Annotated in this window: 20 protein-coding genes and 1 pseudogene; 9 read left to right on the top strand and 12 right to left on the bottom strand. The window is 71.8% G+C overall.

The features are described 5' to 3' along the window. Nucleotides 1-20 precede the first annotated feature (20 nt). Complete coding sequence (locus tag ACQPZW_RS22425; RefSeq protein WP_433796883.1) at nt 21-1,925, top strand: putative bifunctional diguanylate cyclase/phosphodiesterase; 1,905 nt, start codon at nt 21-23, stop codon at nt 1,923-1,925. Here ACQPZW_RS22425 and ACQPZW_RS22420 read toward each other — a convergent pair. Further along, the gene (locus ACQPZW_RS22420) at nt 1,909-2,571 is read right to left on the bottom strand and encodes a hypothetical protein (RefSeq protein WP_433796882.1); all 663 of its coding nucleotides are present in this window, start codon (nt 2,569-2,571) and stop codon (nt 1,909-1,911) included. The genes ACQPZW_RS22425 and ACQPZW_RS22420 overlap by 17 nt on opposite strands. A 37-nt stretch (nt 2,572-2,608) precedes the next feature. Continuing rightward, on the bottom strand, nt 2,609-4,087 hold the full coding sequence (locus ACQPZW_RS22415) for a family 43 glycosylhydrolase (RefSeq protein WP_433796881.1): 1,479 nt from the start codon (nt 4,085-4,087) through the stop codon (nt 2,609-2,611). A gap of 176 nt (nt 4,088-4,263) precedes the next feature. Between ACQPZW_RS22415 and ACQPZW_RS22410 the strand changes: the two genes are divergently transcribed. After that, nucleotides 4,264-5,709, top strand: coding sequence for a family 43 glycosylhydrolase (locus ACQPZW_RS22410; protein ID WP_433796880.1), 1,446 nt, complete (start codon nt 4,264-4,266; stop codon nt 5,707-5,709). Between the two features lie 73 nt (nt 5,710-5,782). Here the strand turns inward: ACQPZW_RS22410 and ACQPZW_RS22405 are convergent, their stop codons facing one another. Next, nucleotides 5,783-7,480, bottom strand: coding sequence for a cellulose binding domain-containing protein (locus ACQPZW_RS22405; RefSeq protein WP_433796879.1), 1,698 nt, complete (start codon nt 7,478-7,480; stop codon nt 5,783-5,785). Nucleotides 7,481-7,702: 222 nt separating this feature from the next. Here ACQPZW_RS22405 and ACQPZW_RS22400 point away from each other — a divergent pair, with 222 nt between their 5' ends. Continuing rightward, complete coding sequence (locus tag ACQPZW_RS22400; protein ID WP_433796878.1) at nt 7,703-9,304, top strand: methyl-accepting chemotaxis protein; 1,602 nt, start codon at nt 7,703-7,705, stop codon at nt 9,302-9,304. 27 nt (nt 9,305-9,331) lie between these two features. Here the strand turns inward: ACQPZW_RS22400 and ACQPZW_RS22395 are convergent, their stop codons facing one another. Together ACQPZW_RS22395 and ACQPZW_RS22390 are read right to left on the bottom strand one after the other, a co-directional pair. After that, nucleotides 9,332-10,171, bottom strand: a complete 840-nt coding sequence (locus ACQPZW_RS22395) for a patatin-like phospholipase family protein (RefSeq protein WP_433796877.1) — start codon at nt 10,169-10,171, stop codon at nt 9,332-9,334. A gap of 54 nt (nt 10,172-10,225) precedes the next feature. Next, nucleotides 10,226-11,113 carry an ADP-ribosylglycohydrolase family protein gene (locus ACQPZW_RS22390; RefSeq protein WP_433796876.1) on the bottom strand — a complete coding sequence of 296 codons (888 nt, stop codon included), beginning with the start codon at nt 11,111-11,113 and terminating at the stop codon, nt 10,226-10,228. 68 nt (nt 11,114-11,181) lie between these two features. Between ACQPZW_RS22390 and ACQPZW_RS22385 the strand changes: the two genes are divergently transcribed. Beyond that, on the top strand, nt 11,182-11,928 hold the full coding sequence (locus ACQPZW_RS22385) for a hypothetical protein (RefSeq protein WP_433796875.1): 747 nt from the start codon (nt 11,182-11,184) through the stop codon (nt 11,926-11,928). A 70-nt stretch (nt 11,929-11,998) separates the two neighbouring features. Here ACQPZW_RS22385 and ACQPZW_RS22380 read toward each other — a convergent pair whose 3' ends face one another. Beyond that, on the bottom strand, nt 11,999-12,637 hold the full coding sequence (locus ACQPZW_RS22380; protein WP_433796874.1) for a hypothetical protein: 639 nt from the start codon (nt 12,635-12,637) through the stop codon (nt 11,999-12,001). A gap of 221 nt (nt 12,638-12,858) precedes the next feature. On the opposite strand from ACQPZW_RS22380, the pseudogene ACQPZW_RS22375 reads away from it, so the two are divergent. From ACQPZW_RS22375 to ACQPZW_RS22365, 3 genes and pseudogenes are all read left to right on the top strand, one after another. Further along, nucleotides 12,859-13,832: pseudogene (locus tag ACQPZW_RS22375) on the top strand (permease). Next, a complete protein-coding gene (locus ACQPZW_RS22370) occupies nt 13,829-14,533 on the top strand; it encodes a TIGR03943 family putative permease subunit (RefSeq protein WP_433796873.1) in 705 nt (234 codons plus the stop codon). Before ACQPZW_RS22375 ends, ACQPZW_RS22370 begins: the two are co-directional and overlap by 4 nt. Next, entirely contained in the window at nt 14,530-15,612 is a 1,083-nt protein-coding gene (locus ACQPZW_RS22365; protein WP_433796872.1) for a hypothetical protein, read from the top strand. Before ACQPZW_RS22370 ends, ACQPZW_RS22365 begins: the two co-directional genes overlap by 4 nt. A gap of 1 nt (nt 15,613) precedes the next feature. Here the strand turns inward: ACQPZW_RS22365 and ACQPZW_RS22360 are convergent, their stop codons facing one another. The 6 genes from ACQPZW_RS22360 to ACQPZW_RS22335 all read right to left on the bottom strand — a co-directional run bounded on the left by ACQPZW_RS22360 (nt 15,614) and on the right by ACQPZW_RS22335 (nt 21,415). Beyond that, nucleotides 15,614-15,931: an ArsR/SmtB family transcription factor gene (locus ACQPZW_RS22360; protein WP_433796871.1), complete on the bottom strand. Its 318-nt coding sequence runs from the start codon at nt 15,929-15,931 to the stop codon at nt 15,614-15,616. Continuing rightward, nucleotides 15,928-16,746 carry a metal ABC transporter permease gene (locus tag ACQPZW_RS22355; protein WP_433796870.1) on the bottom strand — a complete coding sequence of 273 codons (819 nt, stop codon included), beginning with the start codon at nt 16,744-16,746 and terminating at the stop codon, nt 15,928-15,930. Before ACQPZW_RS22355 ends, ACQPZW_RS22360 begins: the two co-directional genes overlap by 4 nt. Continuing rightward, entirely contained in the window at nt 16,730-17,614 is an 885-nt protein-coding gene (locus tag ACQPZW_RS22350; protein ID WP_433796869.1) for a metal ABC transporter permease, read from the bottom strand. Before ACQPZW_RS22350 ends, ACQPZW_RS22355 begins: the two co-directional genes overlap by 17 nt. Then, entirely contained in the window at nt 17,611-18,366 is a 756-nt protein-coding gene (locus tag ACQPZW_RS22345; protein WP_433796868.1) for a metal ABC transporter ATP-binding protein, read from the bottom strand. The genes ACQPZW_RS22350 and ACQPZW_RS22345 overlap by 4 nt, the downstream gene beginning before the upstream one ends. Nucleotides 18,367-18,368: 2 nt before the next feature. Further along, on the bottom strand, nt 18,369-19,376 hold the full coding sequence (locus ACQPZW_RS22340; protein WP_433796867.1) for a metal ABC transporter substrate-binding protein: 1,008 nt from the start codon (nt 19,374-19,376) through the stop codon (nt 18,369-18,371). A 251-nt stretch (nt 19,377-19,627) separates the two neighbouring features. After that, entirely contained in the window at nt 19,628-21,415 is a 1,788-nt protein-coding gene (locus ACQPZW_RS22335; protein ID WP_433796866.1) for a DUF2264 domain-containing protein, read from the bottom strand. 160 nt (nt 21,416-21,575) lie between these two features. Between ACQPZW_RS22335 and ACQPZW_RS22330 the strand changes: the two genes are divergently transcribed. Then, complete coding sequence (locus ACQPZW_RS22330) at nt 21,576-21,827, top strand: hypothetical protein (protein WP_433796865.1); 252 nt, start codon at nt 21,576-21,578, stop codon at nt 21,825-21,827. Continuing rightward, on the top strand, nt 21,782-22,678 hold the full coding sequence (locus ACQPZW_RS22325; RefSeq protein ID WP_433796864.1) for a hypothetical protein: 897 nt from the start codon (nt 21,782-21,784) through the stop codon (nt 22,676-22,678). Before ACQPZW_RS22330 ends, ACQPZW_RS22325 begins: the two co-directional genes overlap by 46 nt. Nucleotides 22,679-22,699: the final 21 nt, after the last annotated feature.

Below are 22,699 nucleotides of genomic sequence, written 5' to 3'. Positions count from 1 at the left end.
GTGGAGCTTCGCGATGGCTGGTGGGCCTGCTCGCTGTGGTATTGGCGGGCATGTCCGGCTATGCGGTGTTCGGCAGTTGGCGGCAGTCCGTGATCGTCTCGGAGCTCGCGCAGGACAGCGCCAACACCGACGCCTACCAGCAGACCGCGTACCTGGTCACCTGGGAGACGGCGCTGATCCAGGCGTCTCTGCGGGAACCCGACGGCGAGGAGCGCTACCAGCTTCTCGGCGTGTACCGGCAGGCACAGAACGCCATGGAGTACATGGGCGAGGTCGACGTCGAGGACGCGGAGCTCACGGCCCGCCTGGTGGAGACGCACCGGGCGCTGAAGCCGCAGCTCAACGAATACCTGGACCTCATCGACCGGGGTGCCCTGGACACCGCCGAGGCGCAGCTGGAGCAGGTGCTCGAGCCCGCCACCAGCTCGATCATGGCGACGGTGCTGGCCGAGCAGCGGCACCACCTCGCCGACCACACCGAGAAGCAGGCCGACGGCGAGCTGGAGTCGCAGCGGCAGCTGTGGGGCAGCGCGCTCGCGTTCGCGGTCAGCCTCATGGTGCTGGTGATGTTCAGCCGGTCGGCCCGCTCGCACCGGCGCCAGGTGGAGACGATCGCGGCCACCGACCCGCTGACCGGTCTGCCGAACCGGACGGCGTTCGCCGCCCGAACCGGGGTCGCGCTGACCGAGGACGCCAGCCACAGGCGGCGCCCGAAGCAGCCGCGCCTCGGCCGGGCCACCGTGCTGGTGGTCAACCTCGACGGGTTCCGCGACGTCAACGAGCAGCTCGGCCACCGGATCGGCGACGTGCTGCTCACCCACGTCGGCCGGCGTTTGCAGGAGTCGGTCCGCACCCACGACTTCGTCGCCCGGCTGGGCGGCGACGAGTTCGGCATCCTGCTGCGCGACGCCGACCCGACCATCGGGGAGACCATCGCCACCCGCCTCACCGACGCCTTCGACGAGCCGTTCGTCATCGACGACATCACGGTCGACCTGGAGGTCAGCGTCGGCGCCGCCACCGCCGGCCCCGGCGAGGACGTGCCGACCGTGCTGCGGCACGCCGACGTCGCCATGACCATCGCCAAGCAGCAGCGCCTCGGGTTCCGCCGGTTCTCCGCCGGGCGCACCGAGGACAGCAACGCCCGGCTCACCCTGCTGGGCGACCTGCGCCGCGCCCTGGACACCGGTGACGAGATCACCCTGCACTACCAGCCCAAGGTCAGCATCGACGACGGGTCGCTGGCCGGTGTCGAGGCCCTCGCCCGCTGGCGGCACCCGGTCAAGGGGCCGATCTCCCCCGGCGAGTTCATCCCGGTCCTGGAGGCCACCACGCTGATCCACCGGTTCACCCACCAGGTGCTCACGCAGGCGCTGACGCAGGCGCGGGCGTGGCTCGACCTGGGGCACCGGGTCCCGGTGGCGGTCAACATCTCCACCCGGTCGCTGCTCGACACCGGTTTCCCGGCCCGGGTCGCGGCGCTGCTGCGCCAGACCGGCGTGCCCGGTGACCTGCTGGGCATCGAGGTGACCGAGTACAGCATCATGAGCGACCCGAACACCGCCATCGAGGCGTTGCACCGGCTTCGTGGCCTCGGCGCGAAGATCTCCGTCGACGACTACGGCACCGGTTACTCCTCGATGACGTACCTGCGGCTGTTGCCGCTCGACGAGCTCAAGATCGACCGTTCGTTCGTGCAGGACATGAGCACCGACCGTGGCAACCGGGCGCTGGTCGCCTCCACCGTCGAGCTGGGCCACAACCTGGGTCTCACCGTCGTGGCCGAGGGGATCGAGGACGCCCCGACGCTGGCCGCGCTCGGCGAGATCGGCTGCGACCTGGCACAGGGATACCACCTGGCCAAGCCGATGCCGGCCGACGACATCACCCGCACGCTGCAGCGGAACGTCATCGCGGCGGCCTGACCGCCCGCCGGCGGGCGTCGGCGGCGGCCAGTCCCTCGCGTACCGCCCGGCGGGCCTCGGGATCCCACGGTCCGGAGGTGGCCAGCGGGATCTCGGTCATGAACCGCCGCTGCGACTCGGGGATCAGCTCGGCGACGCGGTCCGGGTCGGTCGCGGCGGTCGCGTACAGGTCGGGGCCGTCGGCGTAGAACAGGTCGATGACCACGATCCGGCCGTCCGCGGCGCGCATCACGTTGGCCGGGTTGTCGTCCAGGGGGCCGCACCAGGGCAGCTCGCGCCGGGCGAGGTCGTGGACGTCGCGCACGATGCCGGCGAGCTCGGCGACGTGCGGGGCGTGACCGGCGAGGGCCCGGTGGAAGGCGACAGCCTCGTCCTCCGGAACCGGCTGTAGCCACTCCATGATCTGCAGGTCTCCGCCACCGGCGAGACGGCGGTGCTCGAACAGGACCGGCACCTGACGGGTCGCGGCGGCCCGGGAGTAGAGGGCGGCGGTGTACGGCCCGGTCGGGTCGAACGGGCTGATCCGTGCGGCGGTGGCGCCGTCGGGTGAGCGGAGGGCGATGGCCCAGTCGCCGGCGCCGCAGGGGCTCCAGCCGTCACGCAGCAGGGCGTGTTCCACCTCGCGGTGGTCGGCCTGCCGGGTCATGGCTGCAGCCTAGGCGGCGCCGGCGATCGATGCCGGGTCAGGAGGTACGGCGGAAGGTGGCGTCGGCCCGCTCGGTGGCGGTGCTGATCGGGTCGATGCGCAGCGCGTAGTCGCTGTGCCGGATGTAGCGGTCCGGGAAGTTGTACGACTGGAACGACGACCAGCCGGCGTCGGCCAGCCCGCTGACCTGGCGGAAGGTGGCGTCCGACCGGAACGTGGCGGTGCCGTTGTTCGGTTCGAGCCGCAGCACGTAGTTGTTGTGCCGCAGGTAGTGGCCGGGGAAGTTGACCGACTCGAACGACACGGCGGTGCCGTCGGCGAGACCGGCGACCACGCGGAACCGGGAGTCCAGGGCCGGGGACACGTTCGCGTCGATGCGGGTGGCGAAGTTCGCGTGGCGTACGTATCGATCCTGGAGGTTGTAGGACTGGATCCGCTGGACCGTGACCGCGCCCGGGTTGCCGAGCTCGCCCGAGGGCCCGGCCAGGACGGTCGCCTTGGACACCGGCACGCCCAGGTTCGGGGTGCCGTCGGCGTTCCAGGAGATCCGCTGCGCCCGGCTGGTACGCGTGGTCCCGCACCCCTGCGACGCGGAGTCGTTGGCGTGGTAGACGATCCAGTCCTCGGTGCCGTCGGGCGACTTGAAGAAGCTGTGGTGGGCCGGGCCGTACACCCCGTTGCCGTCGCTGCGCTGGAACAGCGGGTCGGGCCGTTTGGTCCACGAGCTCCGGGCGAGCGGGTCGGAGCCGGTCAGCTCGAGCGCGCCGATCTTGTAATCGGGCGTGCCGCAGTAGCTGGCCGAGTAGGTCAGGAAGGTGCGGTTGTCGCGCTGCAGGACGTACGGCCCCTCGTTGACCGGGTTGCCGATCCTCTCCCAGGCGTAGGTGGGTTCGGAGATGATCGTGCCGAGCGCCGCGGGCGTCCACGGGTTGGTCAGGCGGGTGATGAACAGGCTCTGCAGGCCGCCGTTCTCGAAGCCGCCGTTGTTGTTGAACGCCGAGTACACGAAGTAGTCGACCCCGCCGACGGTCATCACGCTGCCGTCGATGGACCAGCCGTTGTTCGACATCAGGACCAGGGCGCCCTTGTACGTGTAGGGGCCCATCGGGTCGGTGCCGGAGCTCTCCAGGACGTGCTGGCGCTGCCCGCCGCAGCACGCGGACGGCCCGGCCGAGTAGTACAGGTACCAGCGCCGCCCGTTCGGCCCGTTGAGCAGGTGCAGGCTCGGCGCCCACATGTTCGACACGGCGTTGGGCTGCGACATGGTGAACACGGTGGTCTCGGGCGCCGTCCTCAGCCCGGCCAGCGTCGCCGACCTGCGGATGAGGATCCTGCCGGTCCACGTGGTGGCCGCGTAGTAGTAGTCGCCGTTGTAGTAGCCCATCCACGGGTCGGCGCTGTTGGGCGCGGCGACGACCGGGTTCTGGACGGTGGCCCCGGGCGCGGCGACGGCCGGGGCTGCCATGCCGAGCGTGATCGCCGTCAGCAGGGCCGTCAAGAGTGCACGCAGGCGCACGCCGCCTCCTTGGTTAGCGCTCACAAAGATGACGGGCATGTTACGAGACATAGACAGACTTAACAAGACTCACGAATCGGCGAGACGTGGAGATTTCGACGAGGTTTCTTGACGAGCGCGACATGGACCGGCATGTTAACGATCACACCTCGTCCCCCTCTGGCAAGGAAGTCTCGATGGGTCTCCCCGCTCGCCTCCGCCGCAAGGTCACGGTCGCGCTGGCCCTGATGGTCGTGCTGCTGGCCGGACTCGCCGCTCCGGCATCCGCCCAGTTCATCGCGGTCAGCAACCCGGTCATCAAACAGCGCGCCGACACGGCGATCTTCAAGCACACCGACGGCTACTACTACATGACCGCCTCGGTGCCCGACTACAAGCGCGTCGAGCTGCGCCGCGCCACCACCCTGCAGGGCCTCGGCTCCGCCGCCACGTCCAACGCGTTCGTCGCGCCGTCCAGCGGCGCGCTCAGCGGCTGGATCTGGGCGCCGGACATCCAGTACATCGACGGCGCCTGGTACATGTACTTCTCCGCCTCCCCCAACACCGCCCAGTTCGACCAGCGCCTCTACTGGATCCGCAACACCAGTGCCAACCCGATGACGGGTACGTGGAGCGCCCCCCAGCGTTTCAACACGGGCTGGGAGTCGTTCCAGCTGGACGCGGCGGTCTTCGTCAACAAGGGCGTGCGCTACTTCGCGTGGGCGCAGGACAGCCCGTCGACCAACTTCAACAGTCACATGTACATCGCCCGGATGAGCGGCCCGACCGCGATCACCGGCACCGCCGTGGAGATCGCCCGGCCCACCGTCGCCTGGGAGAAGGAGGGCGTGGCCGGCGTCGTCGAGGGCCCGTCCCCGCTGGTCAAGAACGGCCGTGTCTACATCGCCTACTCGGCGTCGGCCACCGACTCGCGCTACAAGCTGGGCCTGCTGTCCTCGTGGGACACCGCCGACCTGCTCAACCCGGCGTCCTGGTACAAGCACCCGAACCCGGTGTTCCAGACGGCCAACGGCGTCTACGGCCCCGGCCACGGCAGCTTCACCGTCGCCGAGGACGGCGTCACCGACATGCTGGTCTACCACGCGCGCGACTACGCCACCCCGACCCCGGACGCGCTGACCGACCCCAACCGGCACACCCGCGTGCAGCAACTGCTGTGGCGGGAGAACGGCGACCCGTTCTTCGGCCAGCCGATCCCCAGCACCGTCGTCAACCCCGGCATCCGCGGCCAGCACAGCAACCGTTGCGTCGACAACTGGAACCGGGACACCACCCTCGGCGCGCTCGTCAAGATCTACGACTGCAACGGCGGCACCGCCCAGCAGTTCGAGTGGAACTACCGCAACGGCACGTACTACGAGATCCGCAACCGCAACACCGGCACCTGCCTGGCCAACCTGACCGGCAGCACCGCCTCCAACGCCGACGTCGGCCTCTACACCTGCAACGGCTCCACCGGCCAGCAGTGGATCGTCCAGGACCGGGGCAGTGGCTGGTTCTCGCTGCGCAACGTCGCCGGCAACAGCTGTCTGGACAACTACAACTGGGACGCCGCCAACGGCGCCCGGCTGTCCCTCTACCCCTGCAACGGCCTGGCCGCCCAGTTCTGGCGCCTCGGCTGACCGGGATCGGGGCGGCGGCAGCGCCGCCCCGATCCGTCCACATCGACGCGGACGTCGCGGCCCGCCCCGGCGATCAGAGGGTGAGCACCACCGTGGAGATGCTGCGGGCAGGGACGCTGACGGTGACCTGACTGCCGTTGACGGTGGCGGGCTGGGCGGCGGCGTTGGCGGTCTGCGAGGTCAGCAGGTGCTCGGCCCTCGTGACGGCCTGCGGAGACTGGACGACGGCGTTGTTCACGGCGCTCGTCGAACGGTTGAGCACCACCAGGGTGATCTTCCCGTCGCCCTGGTAGGCGGTGATCTCCAGCGGGGACGCCTTGGTGCTCTTGGTGAGGGCGACCCGCTGGTGGCCGGGGCGGACGTACTTGGCGAACTGGGAGAACGCGTAGCCACGTTTGAGCGGGGCGCCGGCCGTGGTGCCGTAGGCCGCCTCACCGTCACCGATGAACGAGTAGTAGCGCTTGCCGTACCACCAGATGTAGGCGGCCCAGTTGGACTCCATCGACTTGTGGACCGTACGCATGATGTCGTCGAGGGTCTCGTTCCAGACGGTCTGGTTTCCCGGGTTGCCCCAGATGTTGGAGCCGCTGCCGTCGGCCTCGTGCAGGTTCCATTCGGTCATCCACACCGGCTTGCCGTTCTGCGCGGCGAGCGGGTAGTCCTTCAGGCGGCCGGACGCCTCGGTGCCGTAGAGGTGGCCGCCGATGTAGCCGATGTTGTTGCGGGCGGTCGTGTCGTTCAGCGTCGGGTCGGTGTAGCCGTAGTTGAGGTTCACCGCCTCGGCCACCATCAACTTCGTGTTCTGCACCTTGGCGCCCTGGTCGCGGACGAAGGTGCGCAGTTCGGTGCCGCTCCAGTCCATCGAGTCGTAGTCGGGGTGCCAGTCCGGCTCGTTCTGCACCGAGGTGACATCGATGCCGACGCCCTGGCCGCGCATGTACTGCACGTAGCTGTTGAGGTGGCCGGCATAGTCGTCGTAGTAGTCGGTCTTCAGCTTGCCGCCGTTGACCCGGCTGTTGTTGGTCTTCCACGCGGCGGGGGCGGTCCACGGGGAGGCGAGGACCTTGACGTTCGACCCGTAGGACTTCGCGGTCTTCAGGGCGTTGACCTGGGTGCCCCATTCGCCGGAGACCGGGGAGACGCCGGTACGCACGATCGACAGGCCGAGCTGGCCGGGACCGAGGCCTACCAGGGTCTGTGTCTCGGCGGTGGACCAGGCGCTGCCCCAGATCGACACCGCGGCACCGAAGCCGTCGATCGTCTGATAGCGGGTCGCGGTGTTCACCGTGATGTCGGCCTGCGCCGGCGGAAGGCCCGTCGAGGGCGACGACGAGGGCGACACCGGTGACGAGGACGGCGATGGGGCGGTGCCGCCGGTGCAGGCCACACCGTTGAGCGCGAAACTCGCCGGCGCCGGGTTGCCGCCGGTCCAGGCGCCGTTGAAGCCGAACGAGACGGTTCCGTTGGTGGCGACCGCGCCGTTGAAGGCGGCGTTGCGTGCGGTGACCGCGGACCCGCTCTGGGTCAGGGTCGTGTTCCAGGCCTGGGTGACGCTCTGGCCGGCCGGCCAGTTCCACGTCAGCGTCCAGCCGGTCAGCGGGTCGCCGAGGTTGGTGACGGCCACGTCGGCGCCGAAGCCGCCCTGCCACTGCGACGTCACCGTGTATTTCACCGCACAGCCCGCGGCCGCGGCGGCCGGTAACGCCACCGCCGCCGTCGCCGCGCCGAGCAGCAGGACGCCACCCAGCATGACGATTCTGTTTTTGCGCATGCGCTTCTCCTGAGGGGATCGCGGTGGGGGATGAAACCGCTGCCGCGCATATTACGGGAGCGCTCCCAACACCCTCAAGAATGAAAGCGAAAATGTACGACCATTGCGCCCGGATGGTCATAACACTTCTCCCTCGGCTATTTCGGGAAACAGTGGCCCCACCGGCCACACACTCCGGCGGAATGCTCTCGCCGCACCGCTCGACTGGCAGATCATGACGATGTGACGATCCTGACCCGTATGCGCCTCGGTGTACGCCTGGCGGTGGCCTTCGCCGTCGTCGTCGGGCTGATGCTGGTGATGATGACCGAGGCCCTGGCCACGTCGTCGAGCCAGCACGCCGCGACCGGCCGGATGAACCGGGCCCAGCAGTTCGTCGCCACGGTGAAGGACGCCAAGTTCTCCGCCGCCGACTTCAACGGCTGGCAGACGGCGTACGCCTTCGACGCGCTGCGCGGTGTCGCGGACGCCGCCGCCGACACCGGGTCGTCACGGGCGGCGTTCCTGGCCTCGGTCGCCACGTTCCGGGACCGGGTGGAAGCAGCCGCCGGCAAGGCGCCCAACGCCGCGGCCCAGGACGTGCTGCAGGAGATCGACGCGGTGGTCGACGAGTTCATGACCGTCGACACCGAGATCGCACGCCTCTACACGGCCGGCAACGACCGCGCCGCCAACGACCTGGTGCTGGGCAAGGAGATCGAGCTGTTCCAGCAGATCGGGGACCTGCTCGACCGGGCGGCCACCACCGCCGACGAGGAGTTCGCCGCGGCCGAGCTCGAGGCCGCGGACGCACACACCAACGGCACCCGCATGACCTGGGCCGTCGGCCTCGGAGCGGTGGTCGTGGCGGTGATACTCGCCGCCATGGTCACCCTGTCGGTGACCCGGCCGGTCGAGCGGATCCGGCGGCGGCTCGAGCTGCTCGCCGAGGGCGACCTCGCGACACCGGTCGAGGTCACCGGCAACGACGAGGTCGCCGAGATGGCCGGCGCCCTCGGGCGCAGCCTGGACTCGCTCGGCACGGTGATGCGCACCATCGACGACTCGTCGTCGGCACTGGCCACCGCGGCCGAGGAGATGTCCGCCGCGTCCACCCAGATCGCCTCCTCGGCCGAGGAGTCGGCGGTCCAGGCGCAGGCCGTCGCCGAGGCCGCGACCCAGGTGTCGGACAACGTGCAGGCGGTGTCGGCCGGCAGCGAGCAGATGGGCGCGTCGATCCGGGAGATCGCCCACTCCACCAGTGAGGCCGCCGCCGTCGCGGTCACCGCCGTGCAGGCCGCCGAGGCCGCCAACACCACCGTCGCGTCGCTCGGCGAGTCGTCCCGGGAGATCACCGAGGTGGTCAAGGCGATCACCTCGATCGCCGAGCAGACCAACCTGCTGGCGCTCAACGCGACCATCGAGTCGGCGCGGGCCGGCGAGGCGGGCAAGGGCTTCGCCGTGGTGGCCGGGGAGGTCAAGGAGCTGGCACAGGAGACCGCCCGGGCGACCGAGGACATCATCCGCCGGGTCGACGCCATCCAGAGCGGCACCACCAGCGCGGTCGCGGCGATCGGCGAGATCGCGGCGGTCATCCGGCGGGTCAGCGACTACCAGACCACGATCGCCTCGGCGGTCGAGGAGCAGACCGCCACGACCGCCGAGATGAACCGCAGCGTCGCCGACACCGCGCAGGCCGCCGACACGATCGCCGTCAACGTGTCGACGGTCGCCGAAGCCGCCAAGCTCACCACGCAGGGTGTCACCGAGGCCCAGCAGGCGACCGCGGAACTGGCCGGGATGTCGGCCAACCTGCGGACCCTCGTGTCGCACTTCCGTTACTGATACTGACTCGCTCGTGTCGCACTTCCGTTACCGACTCCAGAGCTCGCGGAGGCGGTCGGCTGCGGTGGCGGCCTGCGCGTAGCCGGCCTCGGCGGCGGGCCGGCGGCGGGCCGGGTCGAGCACGTTGGCGCCGATCGCGCGGACCGCGGCGGCGTCCGGGGCGATCACGACACCGGGCACGCCGAGGGTCCGCAGTTGCACGCCGGGCCGGCCCGACGAGCGCGCCGACCGGGTCGTCGGCGCCAGCACCACCACGCGGCGGGCGCCCTCGGCGAGGTCCACGTTGGCCACCGAGCGCACTCCCCCGTCGACGTACCGGACGCCGTCGATCGTCACCGGCGGCCACACCAGCGGGACCGCGCAGCTCGCGGCGACGGCGTCGATCAGGGAGACTCCACTGTCGGCGTCGAACACCCGTACCTCCCCGGTCTCCGCCTCGACCGCGGTGATCCGCAACCGGGCCGCGGGCCAGTCACCGTCGCCGATGCGCCGGGCGATCACCGCTCGCCGGTCCGCCTCGGAGACCGCGGTCCGGGTGCGCAGCGCCCGCCGCCCCAGCCACGCCCGGCCGCGCACCGGATCGCCCGGCCAGAGGCCGGCCACCAGGAAGCCCAGCAGGACACCGGGGCCGATGCGGGCCGACAACTCACCGGTCGCCTCGGCGAGTTGCGCGTCGAAAAGATCCTTCAGCGGTACGCCGGACAGCACCTGAGCGGCCACGGAGGAGCCGGCCGACGTCCCGACGAACAACCCGGCATCGGTGAGATCGACGCCGCGTTCGGCCAGCCCGTGCAGCATCCCGATCTCCCACGCGACGCCGGTGACGCCGCCCCCGCCGAGCACCAGAGCCTTCCCGTCAACTCCCATGCCCGCGATCCAAGCACGCCGGTCCCCGTCCCGGCCAGGCCCGCACGATCGGCGTCAGCCGGCGCCGAGCCAGGCCGGCAACGGTTCGCACGCCTGCAGCCAGGAATCGGGGACGCCGGCCAACCCGGTCCGCGCGGCGACGACACCGCCGACCATCGCGCACGTCGTGTCGATGTCGCCGCCCGGCAGAGCAGTGGTCCACAGCGCCTCGGCCAGGTCGCCGGCGGTGGAGGCGCACCAGATCGCGTACGGGACCGTGTCCGGCGCCGAGATCTCCCGCCCGCAACCGAGCATGCCCGCGACGTGCCGGGAGTCGGCGCCCGGCAGTATCCGGGCGGCCCGGCGCAGCCGCGAGCGGACCTCGCTCTCCGGTGTCCGGTCGATCACCGCGGCCATCAGGTCTCCGCCGCGGGCCCCGGTCACGCTCACCGCCGTGGCGACGGCCACCGCCACGGCTCCGGCGACGGCTTCCGGGTGGGCGTGGGTGACCTCCGCCGACCGCGCCGCCTCGGTGACGACCGTGTCGAGGTCACCGGCGAACCAGGCGCCGAGCGGTGCGACCCGCATCGCGGCGCCGTTTCCCCACGAGCCCATGCCGTCGAACTGATCGCGGGTGACCGCCGCCCAGTCCCGGCCCGCACCGATCTCCCGCAGCACCCGGTGCATCGACGGGCCGTACGAGCGGTTCGGGTCGGTGGCGTACGCGTCGGCGAAGGCGGTGGCCAGCGCATCCTGGTCGATGTAGCCGAAGCGCTCGAGGATCTGCAGCACCGAGAGGGCCATGGCCGTGTCGTCCGTCCACAGCCACGGGCCGTCCGCGAGCCGCCGCCCGGCCAGAGCCGTCTCCAGCCCGTCGGCGGAGTGGAGCAGCCATGTCTCGCCGAACGCGTCACCCAGCGCGAGCCCGCGCATGGCCGTCACCGCCGCCACCCGATTCGTCATCCGCCCATGATCACCCGGGCGGTCCGGCGGGGCCACCGGGATCCGGGGGCGACGGTATCGTTCGGTGAATGTCGAGCAGATACCGTGCCGGAGACCGCGACGCCATCACCGCCAGGCAGGTGAGGATCGACGCGGTGCTGGCCCGTCGCAGCGGTTTCACGCCGCCGCCGACGACCGGGGCCGCGTTGCGGTTCGCCGCCGACTACGCGCGGGTCAACCTGCTGACGTATCTGTACGAGGCGCTCGACGCCCCGGCCGCCGGCGTCTCGGGCGAGGGGCGACGGCCGGCTGAGACCCACCGTGAGCGGGTCCGGCGCGGAGTCGCACTGTCCGATTCCGGGCGGGTGCCGGGCACGCTGGGTGACCTGTTCCACGCGCCGACCGGCGACACACGGCACGCCCACGCCCCCGGCCACGGGTTCGCCGCCGAGACGTGGGAGGGCATGTGGCCGGATCAGTGGCTGCTCGACGGTCTGGAGCACGCCTACACGCTCGCCGAGGCCGTGCTCGCCGATGACATCACCACGCTGGAGATCATCGCCGGGGTTCCGCTGGCCGACGCCATCACCGACGGGGCGCTGACCTTCGGCGATCTCGACAACCAGGTGCTGTCGCTGGCCTCCGACGCCTTCCGGGAGCGCCTGGAGGATCACGAGCCGGCATTCGACCCCGAGCAGACCGTCGACATGGGCGCGCCGCTCTCCACGCTGCCGGAACTGCTGCGCACGGCCCGGCACGAGTGGACGGCGGCCGAGCGGCTCGCCCTGGTGATCGCCGGTCTGGCCCTGATCGAGCGGACCGCGCCCGAGTTCTGACTCACCACCCACGCCGCCGCCGGGCGGCGCCCAGTGCTCGTTCACCCGCCCGCCGCGGCCGGGTGGCGCCTCAGTTCTGATTCACCGGCCACGCGGCGGCCGGGTCGCAGCGCCGTGGGCAGGCGAGCAGGTAGACCATGTTGCCGAGGAACAGGCCGTACGCGCCGGAGTCGAACGTGTCGGGCTGCCGCGGCGCCTCGGCCCGTTTCGGGAACCCGAAGTTCTCCGGCACCTGCGCCAGGAACTCCATAGCGGCCCCGCAGGCGCAGGTGTGCTCCTCCGGCCCCTGGATCCAGTCGGGCTCGCCGCCGACGCTGAACTCCCAGTCGTCGTCGGGACCGGCCTCGCGCAACACCAGCCGCAGCGGCTGCAGGGTCTCGTCGGCTGCCGCGGCCACCACGTCGCCGCGGTGCCGCAGGATCCGCCAGAACGCGGTCGTGTTCCCGCCCAGTGGCATCTCCCAATACCGTTCCGGCAGCTGAGAAGGGCCGAAGGCGGCCTCGTTGTGGACCGGGCACTGGAAGACCAGCAGGTGCTCGCCACCGAAGGCGGCGACGTCGTCCGGGACGTCGATCTGGAAGAACAGCGCCATCCGCCGTCCGCAGGTGCACTCCGGCCAGGGCTGTCCGGCGTCCAGGACCGGCCAGCCGCCGACGGTGTTCCGGTCCCCCGCCACGGCAGGCTGGGAGGTCATCTCGATCACGCGCATCATCCGACGATATCGGCGCCGGGCCGGCCGGCGGCGGACGGCACGGCCTCGGCGACGACGGGATCCCGCCCGGCCGGGAGATACCGGACGACACCGGTCGCCATATCGTGAACGTATCAACAATTGCGCATTCGTTGCATTCAGAATCGGATATTGCGCGACCGCCGTAAAACGGTAAGTTGATTGACGCTGATGACTGGGAACGGCGAAAAGGATGCGCATTGGTGAATTCCGCTGTCACGGCGCCGCGGGGTATCGGGTCCGTCGAGGCGCTGGCGGCACTGCTCGTTCTGCTCGTCGTCGTCCGGACCCCGCTCGCCGGTCTGGTGTCCGATCCGAGGTTGCAGACGTGGACCACGGTGTTCGTGTCGGTGCTGGTGCAGGCGGTGCCGTTCCTGGTCTTCGGGTCGTGCTGTCGGCGGTGATCGCGGTGTTCGTGCCGCGGTCGTTCTGGGCCAGGGCGCTGCCCCGGCATCCGGCCCTGGCGGTCCCGGCGGCGGGCCTCGCGGGGGTGATCCTGCCCGGCTGCGAGTGCGGCAGCGTGCCGATCGCGGGCTCCCTGATCCGGCGGGGTGTGACACCGGCTGCGGCGCTCGCCTTCCTGCTGTCCGCGCCGGCGATCAACCCGATCGTGCTGACCGCGACCGCGGTGGCGTTCCCCGGCGATCCGGAGATGGTGGCCGCCCGCGCAGTGGCCAGTCTCGTCGTGGCCGTCGGCATGGGCTGGCTGTGGTTGCGGCTGGGCCGCACCGAGTGGATCCGGCTGCCGCGCCGTTCCGACCTGGACGACGAGTCCCGGGCCCGGGCGTTCTGGGCGGCCTGCCGGCACGACGTGATGCACGCCGGCGGCTTCCTCGTGATCGGGGCCGCGGCCGCCGCGACGATCAACGTCGTGGTGCCCGAGTCCTGGCTGCAGGGTCTGGCCGCCGACCCGGTCCTGTCGGTGCTGACGCTCGCGGTCCTGGCCGTGCTGCTGTCGATCTGCAGCGAGGCCGACGCGTTCGTGGCCGCGTCCCTGTCGCAGTTCTCGCTGACGTCACGGCTGGTGTTCCTGGTGGTCGGCCCGATGGTCGACCTGAAACTGATCTCGATGCAGACCGGTGTGTTCGGCCGCCGGTTCGCATTCCGGTTCGCGCCGGCCACCTTCGTGGCGGCGGTCGTGGTGGGCTCGGCCGTCGGGGTGGTGATCTGGTGAACCGGCGGGCACAGGCGATCGTGATGACGCTGTTCGGTGGGGCGATCCTCCGCGTGAGCCTCACCGACGTCTACCTGCGCTACGTCAAGGAGGGGCTGCGGCCGTTCCTCGTCGCGGCGGGCGTTCTGCTGCTCGCGGCCGCGGCGATGACGCTCTGGTACGAGCTGCGGTCCCGGCCGGCGGCACAGCACGGGCACGCCCATCACGAGCCGCGCGTCGGGTGGCTGCTGATCCTTCCAGCGGCGGGGCTGCTGTTGATCGCCCCGCCGGCGCTCGGGTCGTACGCCGCCGGGCAGTCCGGAACCGTGCTGGCCGCCGCGCAGGTGGAGTCGGAGTTCTCGCCGCTGCCACCCGGTGATCCGGTGCCGCTGAGCCTGATGGACTACGCGACCCGGGCGGTGTTCGACGAGGGAAGGAGCCTGACCGGGCGCACGCTGCGACTGACCGGCTTCGTCACGCCCGGCCCGGACGGGCGCCCGATGCTGGCCCGGATGGTGCTGGCCTGCTGCGCCGCCGACGGCCGCCCGATCAAGGTCGGTCTCACCGGCGTGGCCGTCGAAGCGCCGGCCGACCGGTGGGTGCAGGTGGTCGGCGTCTACAGCAGCCGGGTGGACCGGGACCCGGTGAACCAGGCCGGGGTGCCGTTCTTCGAGGTGACGAGTTGGCAGGAGACCACGGCGCCGCGGAGGCCGTACGAGTGAGGACGTCGTTGAAGCACAGCCTGCCGGTCGCCGTCGCGCTCGCCGCGACCGGCGCCCTGGTCCTCGGCCGCGGCCCCGCCGAACCGGCCCCGGGACCGCCACCGGAGACCCGCCCCGCGCGGCCGGCGGCGGCGACGGCCTGGCCCGGAGTGGAGGCCGCCGTCCTCGCGGACCTGCCGTTGCGGCCGCTGCTGTTCCTCGACACCGCCCGGGTGGTGGGTGTCGCGACCAGCAACGACGACCATTTCCAGCGTCTGCTGCTGCACGGCCCCGACGGCGCTCCACGGGAGTTGCGGCGGCTGGACACGGCGGTGAACCCGCGGTTCGAGAACGTGATCCCCGCCGGCGACGACGTGGTGTGGACCGAGTTCGCCGACACCGGGCCGCCGACGCTGTGGGCGGCGAGCGTGACCGGCGGCGGACCGGCCCGGCAGTTGACCGGCGACGTCGGTGACGTGCTGTTCTACGGCAGCCAGGACGACCTGGTCCACCATGCCGGGCGGGTGTACTGGACCGCTCGGCCCACCGACGGGACGGCCACGACCGAGGTCCGGTCGGTCGCGCTGACCGGCGGCCGGGTCCGGGTCGACCGGCAGCCGGGCGAGTGGACGATGGCCCCGTGGCCGTGGCTCGACGACGGCGCCAGTGGGGGCGCGGCCGCGACCCTGCTGCGCAACACGAGCACCGGCCGCGAGATCACGGTGCCGACCGGCAGCGCCGAGTTCGCCGCGTGCAGCCCGTCGTGGTGCCGGGTCGTGGTCCTCGACGGCGACGCGCCGGCCCGCATCGACCTGATGCGCCCGGACGGCGCCGAGCGACGGGCGATCGCCGGTGGTGGCGCGAGGGCCGCGGTGCCGGACGTGGCGATCCTCGACCGCTTCGAGATCCTCGCCGACCCGGGACCGCAGTCCGCGGCCACCGGCACCGCGGGCCTGCTGGTCTACGACATCGCCACGGGCTCGACCGTCGAGCTGGCCGCCGCCGCGAACGACACGCAGAGCCGTGGCGGGCTGGTGTGGTGGTACACCAGCAGCGGCGCGACGGCTCAGTGGCACGTGCTGGACCTGCGCACGGCATGAGTCATCGGCGGCCGCTGCCGCCATCGGCCAGGAAGGCCAGGATGCCGTCGATCAGCCGGCCGGTCGACTCCCCCGGCAGCGAGTAGTACACCCGCTGGCCACGGCGGCGCCGCTGGATCAGGCCGGCGTCGGCGAGGTGGCGCAGGTGGTGCGAGATCGCGGTGGGGTGCGCCCGCACGATCCCCGCCAGCTCCGACGGTGTCGCCTCCCCCGCGCGCAGGACCAGCAGGATGTGCAGGCGGTGCTGGTAGGCCATGCCCCGCAGCACCTCGACGGCACGGTCCAGGTCGGACGGGTGGATCACCGGCTCGACGGTCACGCCGGCACCGCCCGTACCGTGCCGGCCGCCCGTCGCAGTGCCCACGACACCGCCAGGGCCGCGGTCGCGGCCAGCGAGATGCTCGCGCCCGCGGCGAGGTCCCACCGGCTCGACGCATAGAGCCCGGCGAGGCCGCTCGCGACGGCGAAGGCCACCGCCAGAGCGGTCGTCACCGGCAGGCGGTCCGACCAGAGCCGGGCGGCGGCGGCCGGGGCGACGATCAACGACAGGGCGAGGATCGTACCGACGGCCGGCACCACGGTGACCACCACCAGCACCACGGTCAGGAGCAGCACCACGTCCCAGGCGCCGGCCGGGACACCGGCGGCCCGCGCGCCGGCGGGGTCGAAGGCGGTGAACAGCAGCGGCCGGGCGCAGACCAGCAGGAGCGACGCGACCACGGCCAGCACGGCGGCGGTGGTGACGAGATCCCCGGCGCTGACCGTGAGGATCGAGCCGACCAGGAACGACGACAGGTCCCGGCTGAACCCGCTCTGGGTGGCCACCAGGGCCGCACCCAGGGCGAACCCGCCGGACAGCAGCACCCCGGTGGCGGCCGCGGCGTCCTGCCCCCGGCGGCGGGTCAGCGCGGCCACGCCCAGAGCCACGAGAGAGCCGGTCACCACGCCGCCGAGCAGCAGGTTCACGCCGACGATCGACGCGGCGACCACGCCCGGGAAGGTGGCGTGGGTGAGGGCCATGGTGAAGAACGACAGTCGCCGTACCACCACCTGCACCCCGATCAGGCCGGTCAGCGCGCCGACCAGGATCACCTCGGCGACGGCCCGGTGCATCACGTCATCCCACCAGCTCATGCGGGGACCTCCGGTTCGCCGGGACCGGGCGCGGGTGGCGGCGGTCGCGCCACCGGCGTACCGGCAGGAACAGCAGATAGGCCAGGACGAGAGCCAGGACCACCGAGGACGCCGAGGTCAGCGCCACCCCGTAACGCAGCGACGCGGTCCAGCTGACCAGCAGTCCCGTATAACCGGCGGTGACGACCAGCCCGGCGCCGAGGACGGCCATCACGGCCACACGGTCGGTGACCATGCGGGCCGCGGCCGCCGGGACGATCAGCAGCGCGACCACCAGGATCGTGCCGACCGCGCGGACGGCCGCCACCACGACCAGGGCGAGCAGCACGTTGAGCCACAGGTCGAGCAGGCCGATGCGCAGCCCGGCGGCCGCCGCGCCGGCCGGGTCGAACGCCCGGAACAGCAGCGCCCGCCACCCCGCCACGAGCAGCACGAGGATCACCGCGGCCAGCACGGCGGTCTCGGCGATCTGCCGCGGCGTCACGGTCAGCAGTCGCCCGAAGAGAAAGGCGGTCAGATCCGAGGTGTACGACGAACGCCGTGACACCAGGATCACCCCGATCGAGAACATGGCGGTGAGCACGACCGCCGTGGCCGCGTCGTCGGAGAGCCGGGCGCTGTGTGTCAGGACGGTCAGCACGACGGCGGTGAGCACCCCGGCGACCAGCGCGCCGACGAGCAGGCCGTCCAGACCGCCGGCCAGGAACCCGATCACGACACCGGGAAGGACGGTGTGGGTGAGGGCGTCGGAGACGAACGACAGGCCCCGCACGAAGACGAAGACACTGACCGGGCCGCAGATCAGCGCCAGCAGGGCGATCTCGGTGAGGGCACGGCCCATGAACGGTACGGCGAACGGCTCGATCACGGGTCGACCAGCACCATCCGGCCGTCGGCCAGGTCGAGGGCGGCATGGGCGTACGTCTGCCGCAGTGGACCGGCCGTGAGGGTCTCGCCGGGCGTGCCCACCGCCCATTGCCGTCCGTTGACCAGGCAGACCAGGTCGGCGAGATCACGGGCGACGCCCAGGTCGTGGGTGCTGAGGATCAGCGCCGTCCCGGCCGCGGACAGCTCGCGCAGCACCCGCACGATGGCCTCCTGGCTGATCGCGTCGACGCCGTTGAACGGCTCGTCGAGCAGCAGCAGCCGGGGCTCGGCGGCGATCGCGCGGGCCAGCAGGACCCGCTGGCGCTGCCCGCCGGAGAGCAGACCGAAGCGGTGCCGGGCCCGGTCGGCGAGCCCGACCCGGTCGAGGGCCTCGGCGACGGCACGGCGATCGGGGGTACGGACCGGGCGCCACCAGCCGAGCCGCCGGTACCGGCCCATCATCACCACCTGGCGGACGCTGACCGGGAAGTCCGGATCGAGGTTGCCGGTCTGCGGCACGTAACCGGCCAGGCCACGGGCGGCGGCCGGGGACCGGCCCAGGACGGTGACGGTGCCGTCGAGGATCTCGGCCAGCCCGAGGACCGACTTGAGCAGAGTGGATTTGCCGGCGCCGTTCGGGCCGACCAGGGCGAGCCGTCGCCCCGCGCCCAGCTCGAGGTCGACGCCGGTGAGCACGGGCCGGCCCTGGTAGCCCACGCTGACCCCGGTGTAGCGCAGGGCGACGCTCGTCATGGTCAGCCGGCCAGCGCGTCGACGATGACCCGGGTGTTGTGCCGTTCCGCGCCGAGGTACGTACCCTCCGGGGTGCCCGGCTCGCCCAGGCTGTCGCCGTACAGGGCGTCCTCCCCGGCAACCACCTTCACCCCGGCCTGCCGGGCGAGGGCTTCGGCGGTCCGGGGCGGCAGCGAGCTCTCCGCGAAGATCGCCTTGGTGCCGGTGGCCCTGATCTTCGCAACCAGGTCGGTGAGCTGCTTGGCCGACAGTTCGGCCGAGGTGTCCATGCTGGGGATGACCGAGCCGACGAACTGCAGGTCGTAGCGGGCCACGTAGTAGCCGAAAGCGTCGTGGTTGGTGACGAGTCTGCGCTGGTCGGCGGGGATCCTCTGCCAGGCGGCGGCGTTGCCGGCGTCGAGTTCGTCGAGCTGCGCGGTGTAGCCGGCGAGGTTCTTGCCGAACGCGTCGGCCTTGGCCGGGTCGGCGGTGGCGAGGCCCTTCTGGATGTTGGTCACCATGATCTTCGCGTTGCGGGGGTCGTGCCAGATGTGCGGGTCGTGTTCCTCGCCCTCTTCCCCGGCGTGCTCGCCCTCCTCTCCGGCGTGCTCGCCTTCGTCCTCTTCGTGGTGGCCGCCCTCGCGGAGGGTGACACCCTGGCTGGAGTCGACGACCGTTCCGGTGAACCCGGCGGACTCGATGGTGCGGTCCAGCCACTCCTCCAGGCCGACGCCGTTCTTGACGATCAGCTTGGCGCTCGCGATGGCCTGCAGATCGGCCGGTGTCGGCTCGTAGTCGTGCGGGTCCACGTTCGGTTTGATGATCTGCGTGACGGCGACATCCGATCCGCCGATGTTGCGGACGAAGTCGGCGATCTCGGGGGTGGTGGCCACGACGGCGAGCTTGGGCCCGCCCGATGCGGAGCCGGCCGAACCAGCGGCCGGATCGGCGGCGGAAGACCCGCACCCGGCGATCGCGGTGACGGCTGCGGCGAGGGCCGCGGTCCAGGTCAGACGGTGGGCGTGCTTCATCGTTCTCACTCCTGTCACTGAGTGAGCGGAACGATAATCATTCCCAAAACTTATCGTCTAATAGTGAACTGACGATGTGTCAACCATGCCGCGGCGGCGCTCTCCTCGCGCATGAGCCCGGGTGGGCGGACAGGTGCCGCCGAGGACTCGTGACACTATGGCGATCGACACCCCGGCCCCGGCCCGCGATGTCACGGATGGTGACTCGGCGTGGTGCAGGCATCGGGCGCCTTCTCAGCCGTCGGGCGCGCTCAACCGGCTGCGGCGGGCCTTTCGGCGATCCGCAGCGTCACCGTGTCGCCGCCGGCCCACCGGACGTCGACCGTCTCGTCGCTACGCGTGGTGACCTCTGGAGACGGGCCGGCGGGGCCGCCACCGAGGCGGACCAGGGAGGCGTACAGGGCGGTGCCGCCGGGATGGACCGCGGTCAGGTAGGGCGTCGCCGAGCGCTCGGCGAAGGCGTCGGCGCCACACCGGTCACGCACGCCCGCGCCGGTGAGTCCCACCAGCGCGGTGATCGCGCTGTGCAGCCCGGACGGGGTCGACACCTCGGCGGAGGATCCCGTGATCACGCGGGCGGGGGCGGTCGAGCCGGCGAGCGCGTAGCCGCCGTCCCGGACCCGGAAGCCCGCCGGTGCGGTGACCCGATGGACGCGGACCTCGAAGGCGCCGTCGGTGGCGGAGGCCGTGACCACCTCGACCGGCCCGTCGCGGTACGCCGATGACGCGGCGCCGGTCGGCTCGATCAGCGAACGGATCGAGGTGTGGCCGTCCGGGCCGATCACGGCGAGGTGCCCGTCGACCGGGTCGGTCCACGACTCCGGGTCGAGTTGGGGGGCGGTGTGGGTGCTGTACGCCAGCCGGACGTAGTGCGGGTCGGCCGGTGTCCTGGCGCGGTCGCTGCCGTGGTTGAGCAGCCGGACCACGCCGTCGGCACGGGTGCCGTGGAGCAGCCAGTTCGGGCCCGGCAGGTGCACGGTCACGTCCCGCAGCTCGATCTCGGCGGGCTCCTCGGTCGCCGTCCAGACCGGATGCTCCGCGGGCAGCAGGAGCCCGAGGAAGGCCTTCGACGCCCAGTACGGCGAGGCGGGCCCCGAGTAGGGCTGGATCATCGGCGGGAACGGCCGGTGCCAGCCGAGGGTGAGCAGCCCGTGTTCGTCGAGCGCCCCGTGGCCGAGGAAGTGTCTCAGCACACCGGAGGCGATCCGCCTGGTCCGGCCCGGTGACAGCGGCCCGGAGCCGGTCAGCGGCCCGAGCCAGAGCGGCGCGACGGTCGCGAACCGGTAGGCCAGCGACCGGCCCTGGAAGACCGGACGGCCGTCGGCGGCGAAGAAGTGCTGGTAGCCGTCGAGGAACGCGCCGACCCGGCCGGTCCAGCGGCCGTGGTCGCCGGTCATCCGGGCCCACAGGACCGGGTAGAGGTGCAGGGCCCAGCCGCTGTAGTAGTCGAAGTTGCGGCCGGGCCCGTCGGAGTACCAGCCGTCGCGGGTGTGCCAGGCGTCGATGCGGTCCAGGCCGCCGGCGATCTCGGCCGGGTCGTGCGGGCCGCCGACGGTCGCGAGGAACTGCTCGACGATCACCCGGAACAGCACCCAGTTGCTGTCCGGGGTGCGCTTGCCGACCATGCCGGCCAGCCAGTCGACCACCCGCTCCCGGTCGGCGGGCGCGAGCCGGTCGAAGATCTCGGAGCGGGTCTCGTGCAGGGCGATCGCGATGCCGGCGGCCTCGACGATCGGCTGGGCCATATCGGTCAGCGGTGGCCAGCCGCCGCGCACTCCGGCGATCAGGCCGGTGGCGTACCGGTCGAGGTGGGTGCCGGCGAAGGCGGCGAGCAGGAAGGTACGCGCGAAGCCCTCCAGTCCGTCGCTGGTCACGCCGTTGCGGCTGGGTGCTCCGGGAAGCCGGTAGCGGGCATGCCCGTCGGTCGCATACGGCTCGACGGCGGTGAGCAGGTGACCGGCGACGGCCTCCCAGTGCGCGCGGGTCCAGCCGGTCGACGGCGACAGGTCACGGTCCTCCGGCGGCAGGTGCAGCGGCATCGTCGAACCGCATCCCTCCATCTTGACAAGCTTCGATGGCTCGGGGTCCAGTCCGGATCCTAAAACGTTTCATCGATGGAATCCACACCGTGAGCCACCGGCGCCGAACATCGGATACGTCGGTTGACGCCGGGTTCCACCACTGCCCTAGAGTCCGGGCATGCCCACCGCCGACGAGCTCATCGGACCGCGAACGGTCGAGAGTCTGCTCAGCGCCGTCCGGACCGCCGTCCCCGGCGCCGACCTGGCGTCCCTGCGCGCCGCGGGGTCTCGGATCGCGCCGCTGACCCTGCGGGAACGCGCCGACCTGCTGCGCGACGCCCTGCTCACCGACCTGCCCGGGACTACGCGACCCTGGACCGGGCGGTGCGCAGGGCCTGCGACCTCGCGCCCGAGTTCACCGGATGGCTGATCTGGCCGGTGACCGGGGCCGTCGCCACCCGCGCGGTGCAGGAGGGCGGCGACGACGCGTTCGACGCGGCGATGACACTGCTCGCCGAGCTGACCGGTCGCCTCACCGCCGAGTTCGCGATCCGCATCCTGCTGCGACACGATCTCGACCGGGCGCTGGGCATCATCGCCGGGTGGACGCGGTCGGCGGACCCCGACGTGCGGCGGCTCGCCTCCGAGGGCACCCGGCCGTATCTGCCCTGGTCGTCGCGGGTGCCGCAGATCCTGGCCCGACCCGGCGCGACCGTGCCCGTCCTGGACGCCCTCTACCGTGACGACAGCGAGTACGTACGCCGCTCGGTCGCCAACCACCTCAACGACCTCAGCCGCGACCATCCCGGCCTCGTCGTCGACACCGCCCGCCGCTGGCTCGCCGAACCCGGGCCGGCCACGGAGCGCCTGGTCCGCCACGGGTTGCGTACGCTGATCAAGAGCGGCCATCCGGGAGCGCTGGAACTACTCGGCTTCACCGCCGCGACCCTGGAGGTCGACGGGCCCCACCTGGACCGGACGACCGTCCCGTTCGGCGGCGGCATCCGGTTCACCGCCGCCATCCGCAACACCGGCGCCGATCCGGCGCGGCTCACGATCGACTACGTCGTTCATCACCGGAAGGCCAACGGCGGCCAGACCGGCAAGACGTTCAAGCTCACGACCCGCACGCTCGCGCCGGGAGAGCGGATCGAGGTGGTACGCGAGCACTCGTTCCGGCCGATCACGACGCGCCGCTACCACCCCGGTGGGCATGCGATCTCGCTGCAGATCAACGGGGTGGAGTCGCCGCGCGCCGACTTCGAGCTGGGCGCCGACTGACGCCACGGGAGCCGGGAGCCG

Origin of the sequence: Actinoplanes sp. CA-252034, assembly GCF_050956125.1 — a bacterium.
In the GTDB taxonomy this organism is placed as follows: domain Bacteria; phylum Actinomycetota; class Actinomycetes; order Mycobacteriales; family Micromonosporaceae; genus Actinoplanes.
This window is presented reverse-complemented; position numbering and strand designations above follow the sequence as displayed.

Excerpts from the sequence above, each read along its gene's own strand:
- ACQPZW_RS22420 (WP_433796882.1), bottom strand. The coding sequence starts at position 2,571 with ATGACCCGGCAGGCCGACCACCGCGAGGTGGAACACGCCCTGCTGCGT.
- ACQPZW_RS22410 (WP_433796880.1), top strand. The coding sequence starts at position 4,264 with ATGGGTCTCCCCGCTCGCCTCCGCCGCAAGGTCACGGTCGCGCTGGCC.
- ACQPZW_RS22405 (WP_433796879.1), bottom strand. The coding sequence starts at position 7,480 with ATGCGCAAAAACAGAATCGTCATGCTGGGTGGCGTCCTGCTGCTCGGC.
- ACQPZW_RS22395 (WP_433796877.1), bottom strand. The coding sequence starts at position 10,171 with ATGGGAGTTGACGGGAAGGCTCTGGTGCTCGGCGGGGGCGGCGTCACC.
- ACQPZW_RS22390 (WP_433796876.1), bottom strand. The coding sequence starts at position 11,113 with ATGACGAATCGGGTGGCGGCGGTGACGGCCATGCGCGGGCTCGCGCTG.
- ACQPZW_RS22385 (WP_433796875.1), top strand. The coding sequence starts at position 11,182 with ATGTCGAGCAGATACCGTGCCGGAGACCGCGACGCCATCACCGCCAGG.
- ACQPZW_RS22380 (WP_433796874.1), bottom strand. The coding sequence starts at position 12,637 with ATGCGCGTGATCGAGATGACCTCCCAGCCTGCCGTGGCGGGGGACCGG.
- ACQPZW_RS22355 (WP_433796870.1), bottom strand. The coding sequence starts at position 16,746 with ATGAGCTGGTGGGATGACGTGATGCACCGGGCCGTCGCCGAGGTGATC.
- ACQPZW_RS22345 (WP_433796868.1), bottom strand. The coding sequence starts at position 18,366 with ATGACGAGCGTCGCCCTGCGCTACACCGGGGTCAGCGTGGGCTACCAG.
- ACQPZW_RS22340 (WP_433796867.1), bottom strand. The coding sequence starts at position 19,376 with ATGAAGCACGCCCACCGTCTGACCTGGACCGCGGCCCTCGCCGCAGCC.
- ACQPZW_RS22335 (WP_433796866.1), bottom strand. The coding sequence starts at position 21,415 with ATGCCGCTGCACCTGCCGCCGGAGGACCGTGACCTGTCGCCGTCGACC.
- ACQPZW_RS22330 (WP_433796865.1), top strand. The coding sequence starts at position 21,576 with ATGCCCACCGCCGACGAGCTCATCGGACCGCGAACGGTCGAGAGTCTG.